11 protein-coding genes are annotated in these 13477 nt (G+C 68.0%); 9 read left to right on the forward strand and 2 right to left on the reverse strand.

What is annotated here, in order from left to right; genetic code table 11:
- Positions 1–84 precede the first annotated feature (84 nt).
- The 8 genes from BAY61_RS03255 (at position 85) to purH (ending at position 9752) form a co-directional block, all read left to right on the forward strand.
- Positions 85–1977: a hypothetical protein gene (locus BAY61_RS03255; protein WP_091802366.1), complete on the forward strand. Its 1893-nt coding sequence runs from the start codon at positions 85–87 to the stop codon at positions 1975–1977.
- A gap of 32 nt (positions 1978–2009) precedes the next feature.
- Entirely contained in the window at positions 2010–2525 is a 516-nt protein-coding gene (locus BAY61_RS03260) for a hypothetical protein (protein ID WP_143021364.1), read from the forward strand.
- A gap of 117 nt (positions 2526–2642) precedes the next feature.
- Positions 2643–3812: an ADP-forming succinate--CoA ligase subunit beta gene (gene sucC, locus BAY61_RS03265; protein ID WP_091802603.1), complete on the forward strand. Its 1170-nt coding sequence runs from the start codon at positions 2643–2645 to the stop codon at positions 3810–3812.
- Positions 3813–3815: 3 nt separating this feature from the next.
- Complete coding sequence (sucD, locus tag BAY61_RS03270) at positions 3816–4703, forward strand: succinate--CoA ligase subunit alpha (RefSeq protein WP_091802375.1); 888 nt, start codon at positions 3816–3818, stop codon at positions 4701–4703.
- Between the two features lie 299 nt (positions 4704–5002).
- On the forward strand, positions 5003–5776 hold the full coding sequence (locus tag BAY61_RS03275; RefSeq protein ID WP_091810872.1) for a DUF5336 domain-containing protein: 774 nt from the start codon (positions 5003–5005) through the stop codon (positions 5774–5776).
- 202 nt (positions 5777–5978) lie between these two features.
- Positions 5979–7454 carry a cell division protein PerM gene (locus BAY61_RS03280; RefSeq protein ID WP_143021505.1) on the forward strand — a complete coding sequence of 492 codons (1476 nt, stop codon included), beginning with the start codon at positions 5979–5981 and terminating at the stop codon, positions 7452–7454.
- A gap of 112 nt (positions 7455–7566) precedes the next feature.
- Entirely contained in the window at positions 7567–8184 is a 618-nt protein-coding gene (gene purN, locus BAY61_RS03285) for a phosphoribosylglycinamide formyltransferase (protein ID WP_091810889.1), read from the forward strand.
- Positions 8148–9752, forward strand: a complete 1605-nt coding sequence (gene purH / locus BAY61_RS03290; protein WP_091810874.1) for a bifunctional phosphoribosylaminoimidazolecarboxamide formyltransferase/IMP cyclohydrolase — start codon at positions 8148–8150, stop codon at positions 9750–9752. The genes purN and purH overlap by 37 nt, the downstream gene beginning before the upstream one ends.
- Before the next feature lie 55 nt (positions 9753–9807).
- Here purH and BAY61_RS03295 read toward each other — a convergent pair whose 3' ends face one another.
- The gene (locus tag BAY61_RS03295) at positions 9808–11055 is read right to left on the reverse strand and encodes an MFS transporter (protein ID WP_091810875.1); all 1248 of its coding nucleotides are present in this window, start codon (positions 11053–11055) and stop codon (positions 9808–9810) included.
- Between the two features lie 68 nt (positions 11056–11123).
- Positions 11124–12398 carry an RNA polymerase sigma factor gene (locus BAY61_RS03300; protein ID WP_091810876.1) on the reverse strand — a complete coding sequence of 425 codons (1275 nt, stop codon included), beginning with the start codon at positions 12396–12398 and terminating at the stop codon, positions 11124–11126.
- Between the two features lie 189 nt (positions 12399–12587).
- On the opposite strand from BAY61_RS03300, the gene BAY61_RS03305 reads away from it, so the two are divergent.
- Complete coding sequence (locus BAY61_RS03305) at positions 12588–13400, forward strand: hypothetical protein (protein WP_245865747.1); 813 nt, start codon at positions 12588–12590, stop codon at positions 13398–13400.
- Positions 13401–13477: the final 77 nt, after the last annotated feature.

Below are 13477 nucleotides of genomic sequence, written 5' to 3' on the forward strand. Positions count from 1 at the left end.
TGAGGGACGCACGGTCGCGACAGGTCGAGGTGAGCCGATGCACGGGCCCGGATATCGAGCGCAACCGCGTCGAGGTGGGCGCTGGTGAGTTCGCGCGTACTCGTCGAGACGGAACGGCGACCGGTGTCGCTGCTGGCGGCGCTCGGCGCTTCGGGAGTGTCCACGGTCCTGCTCGCCGCGGGGAGCGTCCTGCCAGTGGTGGCCGGGACGGAACGTGGTTTCGCGAGCGGGCCCATGTTGATCGTGCTCGCGGTGCTGCCCTTCGCCGCCGCGCTGGCCTTCGCCACGCGAGGACGGCAGGGCATGGCCGCCGGCGTGCTGGTGGGCATAGCCGTGCTCGCGCCTGGTCGTGTGCTGCTCGATCTGCAATTCGTGGCCGATCCTTCGACGGCGGCCAGGCCTGAGCTGTACCTGCCTGCCGATCTGCTTCCGCACACGCAGGGCCCCGGACTGTGGTTACTGGTGGCGGGGCACGCGGTGGCGGCGCTCGCGGGGCTGTTCGCGGTGCGCGCGGCAGGCGAACTCGGCGAGGCGGGCGAACCCGGCCAGGGCTTCGGAGGTTCCGGCGGGATCGGTGATGCCGCCTTTGGCGGCGGTGCGGGAGGCGACCGAACGAACGGCGGGAACGGAGAGCACGCCGACGATGTACGCGGAGGGGGCGGATCAGGCCCCGGCGTGAGAGGCCGGGCAGCGACCGGCGACGGCGGACTGCCCGGAATGGCCGGATGGCGGCAGCGCTGGCTTCTCGTCGTGGTCGTCGCGGCGGTGGTGGCCGCCTTCGGTCTGCTGATGGCGCCGTTCGAGTCCGCTGACCTTTATCTGCTCGTGCGCAATGCCTTCGAGGGACCGGCGTTGCCGCTCGTGGGCTATCTCGCCGTGGCCGCCGCGCTCCCGCTCGCAGCCGCGTTCTTCATGACCTCTAGCGACGGCGCGTTCAGCAGGGGCGGACTGGTCGGCCTCGCGACCGGCACCCTGGCGATCGCGGTGCCAGGACTGGTGTCTGGCTTGGTGCTGACCGACGCCAGTGTCACATCCGGACCGGTGGTCGCCTTGGTCGCCGTGATCGCGCTGGTCGCCGTAGCGGCGACGAATCCCGACGCCGGCCGCCGCATCACCGCGGGACGTGGCACCGAGGAGGTCCGCGTACCGGGGCGGCGGAAGCTGCAGGTGGCCACGGGTGTGTTCGCGGTCCTGACGGCGGTGTCGGCGTTTGCCGGTGCCTTCATGTCCCAGCTGGCGACGACGGGCGTCCTGACTCCGCCGGAAAGCCCCACGCGCGAACTGCTCGCCGTCGCGGGTGGGGCGGTGGGCTTGCTCGGCCTCGGTATGTTCGTACCGGCGGTCGCCGTGATCGTGCGGCCTGCGTTGTCCGTGGTCTGGGTCGGTGTTCTGGTCGCTGGGACGTCGGTGCTCGACACTGTCATCACCGCGACCAGCGTCCCCGGGGTGCTTTCCGCCGGACCCGGAGTGCTGTGGGCCTGGCTGGCGATGCTCGCGGCGGTCGTCACGGCCTGTTGCTCGGCGGTCGCCGGGGTCGTCGAGCGGGATGATGCCGACGAACTCACCGCCGACGCGGCGTCCGATGCGGGAATGAACCTGCTGACTCCCGTCGTCGCGGCAGGGGTGCTCACGATCGCGGCGTTCGGCTCGCCGGTCATCTCCGCGCCGGACTACGTCGCTCCCGGATTGTGGTCGGAGTTCGGCACCCCGTCGTGGGGGTTGCTCGCCGGGGTTCTCACGGTTCTCGGTGCGCTCGCGCTCGCGCTGCGCAGCAGGCCGGTTCCCGCGGCCGCGATGCTCGTGGGCGCCGCGTGCGTCCTCGGCCTGCACGCGGCAACCCTTCCGCTCGGCGGTGACGAAATCGAAGGCGCGGGACCGGGTATCGGGTTCTGGTTCGCGCTCGCCGGTGCTGTCGCGTCGCTGGTCGCGGCGGTCATCGCCGTCGCGGCCTCTCGTCGTTCGGTGGAACAGGACTGATGGGTCTGGGCCGGCCCGGAGCGGGGTGCCTGGTGACAGTGGGCACGGGGCTGACGAGGATCGTGCTCGTCGAACTCGCCGGATCAGCCCGAACGGCGGTGGACCGTCAGGCGCCGGCGCCGGGTGTTGTCGCCGTCAGGGTGGCGAGGGCGCTTCGCGATGAGGGTGCCGAGGTGATCCACGCGGGCGCGTTGAGGTCATTTCGGGAGATCGTGGCGACCGTCGAGCAAGAGGATCCGGCGGTTGTGCTCTTCGTCGTCGGTCCCGGAAACGATTGCGAAGGGAACGTTGGTGACTGCGCGGCCGGGGGTGTCGACGGGGATGCCGGTAACGGCATTGCCGAGATGCCCCGCGACCCTGAGAAGGCAGGCAAAGTCGACTATGACAACAATGCCGACAACTGTTCCGCCGACGAGATTGTCGACAGAGCGAGCGCATTGTTCGATGACCGTCGAGTAGCCGTTATCGCAACCGATACAGATGTCGCCAATTGGGTGAAGGCAAGCGCGATTTGCGCCACAGACCCCAGCTCAGAAGGCTATCGGTGACCGAGTTCACCGGACGTGGAGACCACGGTTCGGCGCCAGGTCGATAGGGTCTTGGGCGTCCGGCAGCACGGTTTGTCAATAAACCACAGTGGCGTGTGTCGTCAGGAGACTGAAGTAGTGGACCTCTACGAGTATCAGGCGAAGGATCTCTTCGCTGCCCATGGTGTGCCGGTTTTGCCGGGTGCTGTGGCGGTTAGTGCGGATGAAGCGCGTGTTGTTGCTGAGGGTCTTGGTGGCCCTGTGGTGGTGAAGGCGCAGGTGAAGACTGGGGGTCGGGGTAAGGCTGGGGGTGTGAAGCTGGCTGGTTCTGCGGTGGAGGCTGGCCAGCGGGCTGAGCAGATTTTGGGTTTGGATATCAAGGGTCATGTGACGCGTCGGGTGTTGGTGACGGTGGCTTCGGATATCGCGGAGGAGTATTACTTCTCGTTTTTGCTGGATCGGGCTCAGCGGACGTTTTTGGCGATGGCGTCTGCTGAGGGTGGTGTGGAGATCGAGCAGTTGGCGGTGGAGCGTCCGGAGGCGTTGGCGCGGGTTGCGGTGGATCCGATTGTGGGGGTGGATCGGGCGCGGGCGTTGGAGATTGTGACGCAGGCGCGGTTCCCGGAGCGGGTGCGGGAGGAGGCCGCGGATGTGGTGGTGAAGTTGTGGGAGACGTTTGTGGCTGAGGATGCCACGTTGGTGGAGGTCAATCCGCTGGTGCGGGATCCCCAGGATCGGATTGTGGCGTTGGATGGCAAGGTCACGCTGGATGAGAATGCGGGTTTCCGGCATCCGGGTCATGCGGAGTTGGTGGATGCCGAGGCGGAGGATCCGTTGGAGGCTAAGGCCAAGGCCAAGGGGTTGAATTATGTGAAGTTGGAGGGCCAGGTCGGCATTATTGGTAATGGTGCTGGTTTGGTGATGTCGACTCTGGATGTGGTGGCGTATGCGGGGCAGCGTCATGGTGGGGTCGCTCCGGCGAACTTTTTGGATATTGGGGGTGGCGCGTCGGCGGAGGTGATGGCCGCGGGGTTGGATGTGATCCTGGGTGATCCGTCGGTGCGTAGTGTGTTTGTGAATGTGTTCGGTGGGATCACCGCGTGTGATGCGGTGGCGACCGGGATTGTGGAGGCGTTGCGCCTGCTGGGTGATGAGGCGTCCAAGCCGTTGGTGGTGCGCCTGGATGGCAACAATGTGGAGCAGGGCAGGCAGATCCTGGCGGCGGCGGCGCATCCGCTGGTGACTGTGGTGGACACGATGGACAGTGCGGCGGACAAGGCCGCCCAGCTAGCGGCGGCGGGTGCGTGAGCGATGTCGATTTTCCTGAATGAGCATTCCAAGATCATCGTGCAGGGTTTGACCGGGTCGGAGGGCACGAAACACGCCACGAAGATGCTGGCCGCCGGCGCGAACATCGTCGGTGGGGTCAACGCCCGCAAGGCCGGCACCACCGTCACCATCGGCGGCACCGAGTTGAGCGTGTTCGCCACGGTGGAGGAGGCGATGAAAACCACCGGCGCGGACGTGTCGGTGATCTTCGTGCCACCCCGGTTCGCCAAAGACGCCGTGATCGAGGCCATCGACGCCCAGATCGGGCTGGCCGTGGTCATCACCGAGGGCATCCCCGTGCACGACTCGGCCTACTTCTGGGCCCACGCCGTCGCCACCGGGAACAAGACCCGCATCGTGGGCCCGAACTGTCCGGGGGTGATTTCCCCGGGCAAGTCCAACGCCGGGATCATCCCCGCCGACATCACCGGCCCCGGCAGGATCGGGCTGGTGTCCAAATCCGGCACTCTGACCTACCAGATGATGTATGAACTGCGCGACATCGGCTTCTCCACCGCCGTCGGGATCGGGGGCGACCCCATCATCGGCACCACCCACATCGACGCGCTGGAAGCCTTCGAAGCCGACCCCGACACCGACATCATCGTCATGATCGGGGAAATCGGCGGCGACGCCGAAGAACGCGCCGCCGACTACATCACCCACCACGTCACCAAACCCGTCGTGGGCTACGTCGCCGGATTCACCGCCCCCGAAGGCAAAACCATGGGCCACGCCGGCGCCATCGTCTCCGGCTCCACCGGCACCGCCCAAGCCAAAAAACAAGCACTCGAAAACGCAGGCGTCAAAGTCGGCAAAACCCCCACCGAAACCGCCGAACTCGCCCGCGAACTCTACAAAAACCTCTAGACCAAGGTCGGACAAACCTCTGCTATGGGTTTGTCGGGCACGACCTGACACCTACACAACGACCAGGGGCCGGGCCACACGCCCGGCCCCTGGTCGTTGTGGGGCGTACGTCATTATGGGCGGACATGAAACCGAATGCTCGGGTGAGGCGTCCAAGGCCGGGCGCCGCCTGAGCGGCCATGCGCTAATGTCGCGTACCGCTGCGGCCTGGACTGCCCGCGAGTGCGTTCCGGCCTCCGCGCAAGGCGGCTGACCAGGACTGACCGCGCGTTAGAGCAAGAACACGACAGGAGACACGGATGACCTTCCCGAGCGGCGCGCCGGGTGGATTCCCGGGGCAAGGCCCGCAGCAGCCGCAACAGCCGTATTCCGGTGCGACACCCTCCACGGGGGGTGGCATGAAGCTCGGTCTGCCGCAGATCCTTTTCCTGGTGACGGCTGGACTCGGCGTCCTGAACCTGTTCCTCGGCTTCGCCAACCTGGGTGGTGACCAGGGCGTATACGCCGTGGGCTTCGGCTGGATCGTGCTGCCGTTGCTGATCAGCGGGCTCGCCGCTCTCGTCGGTATCCTGCCCGGAGACCAGAAGCCGGGCGCGTGGCCCGCGATCTTCGCGGTCGGCGGTGTGCTGACGTTCCTGTTCACCGTGTTCCAGTTCCCCGGTGACCTCCAGGCCGGTGGCGTCATGATCCTGATCTTCGGCATCTTGCAGATGCTCGCCGCCATCGCCGGTTACCTGCTGGAGAACAACATCATCAAGCCGCCGTCACCGCAGGCCGCTTCGCCGTACGGCCAGCCAGGTGCCTACGGGCAGCAGGCCGGTTACGCGCCGCAGCAGCAGTACGGCCAGCAGCAGCCAGGGCAGCAGCAGCCTGTCGACCAGACCGGTTCCGCTCCGCAGCAGACGAAGTTCGTGCAGCCGGTCTCTTCCCAGCAGCCGGGGCAGCAGACTCAGTACGCGCCGCAGCAGGGCCAGTTCTTCCAGCAGCAGCAACAGCAACAACAGCAGCAGGAAGGTGGACAGCAGAACCAGCCTGGCACCCCGCCGGGAGGGTTCGGCCAGTCCAACGGCTGATCAATTGCCTGGGAAGCGCCCGCGACGGATTCGTCGCGGGCGCTTTTCGTTGCGAGGGTGACCCGACCGGGTGGGGTGTGGGCGTCGTCATCGGGTGTCGGCGGCGTGGCTCACCCGTACGGTCCAACCAGGGTGCGAGGGTCGCGAGATGGACCTGCTCACCGTGGATCAACGTGCCGCGGTCGCGGACACAGGTGAGAGAGTGTCCCGCGGCGTTCGTTGCCGAGCGCTGGCCGCCGCCGCGCTGAGTCCCCTCGTCGCCGGATACGCGGTGGTGGCCGCCGTATTCGCCGTCGTGACCGCCACCGCTTCGCAGGCGGAGTTCTCTCCGCTCGGTGTCGTGTTGAGCGCCGGGCCCGGCTGGCTTGCTGCCTACCAGGTTCCTCTCGACATCGGCGGGGCGCCGCTTGGCGTGCTTCCGCTGTTGCCGACGGTGGGCGTGTGTTTCCTGATCGCCAGAACCGCCGCGAGCACGGCGCAGCGTCTCCGCTGTACCGAGCCGGGACAGTCGGGGCTCATCATCGGGGTCATCGCCGCCGCGCACGCGCTGGCAGGAATCGCGATTTCGGTGCTGGCCGGCGGTGAGCTGGGGGTCGAGCCGCTTGCCGCTTTCCTCGTTCCGGCCCTGGTGTCCGCGGCCGCGGCGGCATTGGGCGTCGCGAGCCGGTGTGGATTCGTCACGGCGGCGAGGAACCATCTCGACCCGGTCGCGCTGCGCGGGATGCGTGCTGGGGTGCTGGGGCTTGCCGCGCTGCTCTGTGCGGGCGCGGTGACCTTCCTGCTCGCGACGGCACTGTCCGCCCCGACCGTCCGGAGTCTGTTCGCTGCCAACGCCGACGGAGTCGGCAGCGGCGTGGGAATGTTGTTGCTGTGCTTGGGTTACTTGCCCAACGCGATGGTGCTCAGTCTGGGTTTTGTGACGGGGCCTGGGTTTTCGATCGGTTCGGTGACCGTGGCGCCGTTCGCGTTCAGCGGGGGTCCTGTGCCGGGGGTTCCGTTGCTGGCTGGTTTGCCGGAGCAGCAGGCCGCCTGGTGGCCGGTGCTGTTGGTGTTGCCGACCATGGCAGGGGCGCTGGTCGGCTGGTCGCTGCGGAAGAGTCACGAGAATCCGATGGTCCGGTTGCGGACCGTTGGCGTGGCCGGCGCGCTTGTCGGATTCGGCACGGTGGTGATCGGCACCTTGGCCGGAGGGCGCCTTGGGAGCGGCGCTCTCGATCCGGTTTCGGTGCCGTTGGGGGTGCTGTCGATCGCCGCGTTCCTGTGGATCGCGGTACCCGGTGGGATTGCCGCCTGGTTCGGCGGGCCGCGGGCCGTCAAGGTCGCCAGTGTGGCTGCCGAGAGCGAGACCGAGACTGACACTGACGCCGTGGAGGAAGCCGCCGAAGAGGCCGAAGCCAGCCACGACAGCGAGAACGGCCACGACAGCGAGAACGGCGAGGACAGCACAGCCGCCGAGGAAACCGATGACGTGGTCGACACTGACGACGACATCGACGACATCGACGACACGGATGCAGCCGAGGTGGAAGACGTGGACGGCACGGATATCGCCGAGCGGCTCGTTACCGGTGATGTCACGGTGGTGGAGGAGTTGCCCGACGTGCCGGAGTCCACGGAGACGGACACCGCGGACGGGCCGGAGGACACGCGGAACCACGACGGTGACGTGCGCGACTGATCCGCCGCCCTCGTAGCCAAGATCGACTTCGCGGCGTTTATGGTGTTGTCACCAGGTCAAGTGATGTGCCCGTGTGTGCACCGCCCCCGAGGAGTCCGTTCTGGATAGCAGGCTGGAGTTGCCCACGCCGGTCCGGTTGGTGGTACTCGCGTCGGGCTCGGGGACCCTTCTGCAGTCGGTACTCGACGCCGCGGGGCAGCCGTCCTATCCGGCCACGGTGGTGGCCGTGGGGGCGGACAGAGACGGCATCGCGGCACTGGAAAGGGCCGAGCGCGCCGAAATCCCCTGGTTCACCGTCAAGATGAGTGACCATCCCGATCGCGCGGCGTGGGACAAGGCGCTGACCGAGGCGGTCGCCGCCTACCGCCCTGACCTCGTGGTCTCCGCCGGTTTCATGAAGATTCTCGGCTCGCGGTTCCTGGAACGATTCCCGAACAGGGTCATCAACACCCATCCAGCGCTGTTGCCGGCCTTTCCCGGTATCCGCGCAGTCGAGGACGCGCTGGAGCTCGGGGTCAAAGTCACCGGTTCGACCGTGCATTTCGTCGACGCGGGAGTGGACACCGGTCCGATCATCGCCCAGCGGGCGGTGCCGGTGGAAGCCGACGATGACGAAGCCAGCCTGCATGAGCGCATCAAAGTGGTGGAACGGCGGCTTCTCGTCGACGTGATCGAGCAGTTGGGTCGTGCTGGATGCACGGTCGAAGGACGAAAGGTGAGGTTGTCGTGAGCGAGCAGGCTCCTGGCGCTGGGCAGCGACCGGTACGGCGTGCGTTGATCGGTGTGTCGGACAAGCTGGGGCTGCTTGAGCTCGCGACCGGCTTGCATGCTGCCGGGGTTGAGATCGTGTCGACGGGGGGAACGGCGAAGGCCATCGCGGACGCCGGTGTTCCGGTCACTCCGGTCGAGCAGGTGACGGGCTTTCCCGAGTCGTTCGACGGCAGGGTCAAGACGTTGCACCCCAAGGTGCACGCGGGGTTGCTCGCCGACAGGCAGCGTCCTGATCACGTCGAGCAGCTTGCCGCGCTCGACATCGCGCCGTTCGAATTGCTCGTCGTGAATCTCTACCCGTTCGCCGATACGGTCGCTTCGGGCGCGACCAAGGACGAGTGCGTCGAGAACATCGACATCGGCGGGCCCGCGATGGTCAGGGCCGCCGCGAAGAACCACGGTTCGGTAGCCGTCGTGGTCGACCCAGGACGCTACGACTGGGTTCTTGCGCAGGTGCGCGCCGGAGGCTTCGACCTCGCGCAGCGCCGTCAGCTCGCCGCGCAAGCGTTTGCGCACACCGCGTCCTACGATGCCGCCGTCGCGACGTGGTTCGCGGAGGACTACGCCCCTGCCGATGATTCGGGTTTCCCCGGTTTCTTCGGAGCGACCTGGGAGCGGGGTGCCGTGCTGCGCTACGGCGAGAACCCGCACCAGGCCGCCGCGGTCTATCGCGGGGGACGTGGCGGGCTCGCGCACGCTGAGCAGTTGCACGGCAAGGCGATGTCGTACAACAACTACGTCGACACCGACGCCGCGAGGCGTGCGGCCTATGACTTCTCCGAGCCGGCCGTCGCGATCATCAAGCACGCGAATCCGTGCGGTATCGCGGTGGGCGCGGACGTGGCCGACGCGCACCGGAAGGCGCACGCCTGCGATCCACTCTCCGCCTACGGCGGCGTCATCGCCAGCAACAGGACGGTCGATCTCAAGACCGCTGAGCAGATCGCCGACGTGTTCACCGAGGTCGTGCTCGCCCCGGATTTCGAGGCGGCCGCGCTTGATGTGCTGACGAGGAAGAAGAACATCCGGCTGCTGAAACTGGCTGAGCCGGCCGATCCGAGCGAGTTGGAACTGCGGCCGATTTCCGGCGGGGTGCTCGTGCAGGCCGCGGACAGGATCGACGCGCCGGGGGACGACCCCGCCAACTGGACGTTGGCGACGGGTGAGCCGGTCGGCGAGGACGTGCTGGCCGACCTGGTGTTCGCGTGGAGGGCGATTCGCGCGGTGAAGTCCAACGCGATCCTGCTCGCGAGCGATCTGGCCACGATCGGCGTCGGGATGGGCCAGGTGAACAGGGTCGATTCCGCTCGGCTCGCCGTGCGGCGCGCGGGTGAGCGGGTCAAAGGCTCGGTCGCGGCCTCCGACGCGTTCTTCCCGTTCCCCGACGGTCTACAGGTGCTGCTCGACGCCGGTGTGCGTGCGGTGGTTCAGCCGGGTGGCTCGGTGAGGGACGCCGAGGTGATCGCCGCCGCCGAGGCCGCGGGAGTCACCATGTACCTCACCGGAACCCGGCATTTCGCTCACTGAGCCACGTACCGTCATCCCAGGTCGCCCGGTTGCTTAGCGTGCGCAAGTACCGCGTTTAGCCCGCTAACCGCGGTTCGGGGGCCGGGGTTCGGTAGGCACGCAGGGACCGGTTCGTCGCGGCGATGACGCCGACCGCGAGCGCCGCCGCGAGGCCGCCCGCGACGAGCGCGAACGAAGCCGAGGTCAGCGACGCGACGAACCCACCCCTGAAGTTGCCGGCCTCGGGGCCCGCGACGCCGATGACGTGCTCGACCGACGACACCCTGCCCCGGTACTTGTCGGGGGTTTCGAGCTGCACGATCGCGCCGCGAGTGATCACAGAGACGGTGTCCGCCGCTCCCGCGACGGCGAGCAAGGCCAGCGCGAGCCATAGCGGGCCTGCCACGCCGAAACCGGCCAGCGCGGCTCCCCAGCAGAACGCGGCGGCGAGCTGTACGACTCCACTGCGGCGTATCCGGGTGAAGGTCCCCGAGAACATGCCTGCGGTGATGCCGCCGACGGCGATCGCGGTGAGGAACAGCCCGAGGGTGCGCGGATTGCCGTCGAACCGGATCTCGTTGACGAGCGGGAACAGCGCGATCGGCATCGCGAGCAGCGTCTGCGCGAGATCGGTTGCGAAGGAGCCGGACAGAGCGGGCCGCCTGGCGATGATCCGCCATCCGCCGCGCGCGGGCCGCCGGGAACGCTCGTCCGGTCTCGGCGGTGGCATCGCGGGCAGCCGGATGACGGTGACGAGCGCGATGAGGACCGTGCCCGCCTCCAGCAGGTAGGCGGCGGTGAAGTGCCATTGCGCGATCACGACGCCCGCCAGCGCGGGACCGAGCAGCATGGCCGCCTGGAACGCGACGTTCTGCAAGGCGAGCCCCGCCGCGACCTGGTCGGCGGGAAGCAGTCTTACCGGGAAGGTGCGTCTTGCCGGTGCGCCGAGCGCGGCGCAGCCTGCTTGAGCCGAGACGAGTGCGAGCAGCAGCAACACGGACGCGTTGCCCGTCGCGGCCTGGACGGCGAGCCCGGTCGCGGTGAGCAGTTGTCCCGCTGTCGACACCCTGACAAGCGCGCGCCGGTCGAACGTGTCGGCGAGGGTCCCTCCGACGAGGCCGAACACGAGCATGGGCACGGCCGTCGCGATGCCGATGGCACCCGTCCACAGTGGACTGCGAGTGAGTTCCCATACCTGGGCGAGCACGGCCACGACGGCGATCTGCTGGCCGAGCGCGCCACATGACGAACCGATCCACAGGTCGCGGAAGGGGCGGCTCGTGCGTAGCGGCCTGCTGTCGAGGAGGCGAATGTGCCGCTTCATCGCGAGCTGGGCGAAACGTTCCGGGTTCCGGCTCTCCAAAATGTCACAGCGCTAATATAACAGCGCTGCTACGAATGTTTCGCCTCCACCTCGGCCGCGCGTGCTTCGAGATGCCGCCGCTCGGGTGCGCTGGACGTCTTTTTGGCCGCGAGCCGGTAGCACTCCGCCGCGCCCTGGTCGCCCGCCAGGTCAAGCAGGTGCGCCCTGACCGCGGCGAGCCGGTGGTGACCGGCGATGCGGTCGTCGCCGTCCAGCGTCGTCAAATGGCTGAGTCCCGCCTCGGGGCCGTGCACCATGGCGATGGCGACCGCGTGGTTCAGCGTGACCATCGGGTTGTCCGCGAATCGTTCCAGCAGCCGGTACAGCGCGAGGATCTGCCGCCAGTCGGTTTCCTCCGCGGTCGCGGCCTCGCCGTGTAGCGCCGCGATGGCGGCTTGTAGCTGGTAAGGACCGAGCCTCGTGCGGGCCATCGCGTCGGTGACCAGTTCGGTTCCTTCCGCGATGAGGGCCCGGTCCCATCGGCCGCGATCTTGCTCCGCCATCGGGATCAGTTCGCCGTCGGAGCCGGTGCGGGCCGCGTGTCTGGCATCGGTGAGCAGTATCAACGCGAGCAAGCCCGCGACCTCGCCTTCATCGGGCAGCAGGTGGTGGATCACGCGCGTGAGCCGGATAGCCTCGACCGCCAGTTCTCCGCGCCGCAACGTGGGCCCTGACGTCGCCGTGTAGCCCTCGTTGAAGATCAGGTACAGCACGTGCAGCACCGCGCGCAGCCGCGCCGGGCGTTCCCGCTGCTCCGGCATCCGGAATTCGCTGCCCGATGCCCGGATGCGCTGTTTTGCTCTGCTGATGCGCTGGCCCATCGTCGTTTCCGGCACGAGGAAGGCCCTGGCGATCTCGTCCGTGCCGAGACCGCCGACGGCGCGAAGGGTCAGCGCGATCTGCGATGCGGGCGTGAGTACCGGATGGCAGCACAGGAACAGCAGGGTGAGGGTGTCGTCGGCGGCCGACCGCTTCCGCTGGTCGGCGGCGGGAGCGAGGTGCTCGTCGGCGGGGATGCGCGCCGCGACGGCGTTCTCCCTGCGCTGCCTGGCCTGTTCCGCGCGCAGCAGGTCGGTCATCCTGCGAAAAGCCACCCGGATCAGCCAGTTCTCCGGGTTGGTTGGCATGCCCTCCTCCGGCCACTGCGTGGCGGCGGCGAGCAGTGCTTCCTGGACCGCGTCCTCTGCGGTGGCGAAATCGCCGAACCGGCGAATCAATGCCGCGAGGATCCTCGGTGCCATGTCCCGCAACAGGTCCTCGGTGGCTCGTTCGTCGTGCCCGCTCGCGATTGACGGTTTCGCCATGTCAGCAGGATTCCATCCCCCTCCGACATGTCGTTCTTGACAAGGGGACGGGGGCCGTGTTGACTGAAGAAGTCGAACAGATGTTCGACTGAATCAGTAATCGCCGTCTCCCCGCGGCGTGCTGTGAACACGTACGCGTGTTCTTGACGTGAACGTACTCGCGCGGCCGTGAGGGGGAGGTGGTACTCGATGTCTGGCACGACGGTGGCCGAGGTTCCTGCCGCGTGGCCCAAGGGATCGAGGCCGGTAGCGGGGGTTCCCGCCGTTGTCTCCAGCGGGCGGGCGGGGAGTTCGAACGCGACCGTGACGCGCTTGGCCGCGCTTCCGGGGGTGAGCACGGCGAGCAGGGTCGCCGCCGCCGGGGAACACGCCAGAAGCACCGGTCAGGTGTTGCCGGTGCTACCCGCGCTGTCCGGCTTTCTGCCTTGGGGAGGGCTGCGGCGGGGCAGCACGGTGGCTGTTCGCGGGGCGACCTCGTTGTTGTTCGCGTTGCTCGCGGAGGCGACGTCGGCGGGGGCGTGGGCTGCGGTGGTCGGTGTTCCCCGGTTCGGGGTCGCAGCCGCGGGTGAGTTCGGGGTGCGGACAGACCGGCTTGCCTTCGTACCGAGGCCAGGCGCGGATTTTGCCTCGGTCACCGCAGCCTTGCTCGACGGCGTCGACCTTGTCGTCGCGGGGCCACCAGGCAGGTTCGGCGACACCAGGACGGCCCGCAGGCTGTCCACTCGTGCTCGTGGCCGTGGTGCGGTGTTGTTGTCGCTCGGCCCGTGGCCGGGTGCCGATGTGGAGTTGCGGTGTACGCCGGTGCGGCTGTCGGGGCTCAGGGCTGGGCATGGCTACCTGAGGGAGAGGGAAGTGGTGGTGGACGTCGCGGGCAGGGGAGCCGCGGCCAAGCCCGTCCGGTCCTCTCTGTTGCTCCCCGGCGAGGCGGGGGCGGTGACGGGCGGAAGTGAGGGCGCGGCGGTCGGCCCCTCGGACATGAGACAAGGGGTGCGGGCCGGATGACAAGAGAAGACGGTGACCTCGCGTGGGTACCGGACAATGAGGGAGCCGTCGAGGGCGCGGAACACTCCATTGTGGAC

The organism is Prauserella marina (assembly GCF_002240355.1).
In the GTDB taxonomy this organism is placed as follows: domain Bacteria; phylum Actinomycetota; class Actinomycetes; order Mycobacteriales; family Pseudonocardiaceae; genus Prauserella_A; species Prauserella_A marina.

What these genes read in the sequence shown, in the direction of transcription:
- sucD (WP_091802375.1), top strand. Translation starts at nt 3,816, where the DNA reads ATGTCGATTTTCCTGAATGAGCATTCCAAGATCATCGTGCAGGGTTTG.
- BAY61_RS03275 (WP_091810872.1), top strand. Translation starts at nt 5,003, where the DNA reads ATGACCTTCCCGAGCGGCGCGCCGGGTGGATTCCCGGGGCAAGGCCCG.
- purH (WP_091810874.1), top strand. Translation starts at nt 8,148, where the DNA reads ATGCACGGTCGAAGGACGAAAGGTGAGGTTGTCGTGAGCGAGCAGGCT.
- BAY61_RS03295 (WP_091810875.1), bottom strand. Translation starts at nt 11,055, where the DNA reads ATGAAGCGGCACATTCGCCTCCTCGACAGCAGGCCGCTACGCACGAGC.
- BAY61_RS03300 (WP_091810876.1), bottom strand. Translation starts at nt 12,398, where the DNA reads ATGGCGAAACCGTCAATCGCGAGCGGGCACGACGAACGAGCCACCGAG.
- BAY61_RS03305 (WP_245865747.1), top strand. Translation starts at nt 12,588, where the DNA reads ATGTCTGGCACGACGGTGGCCGAGGTTCCTGCCGCGTGGCCCAAGGGA.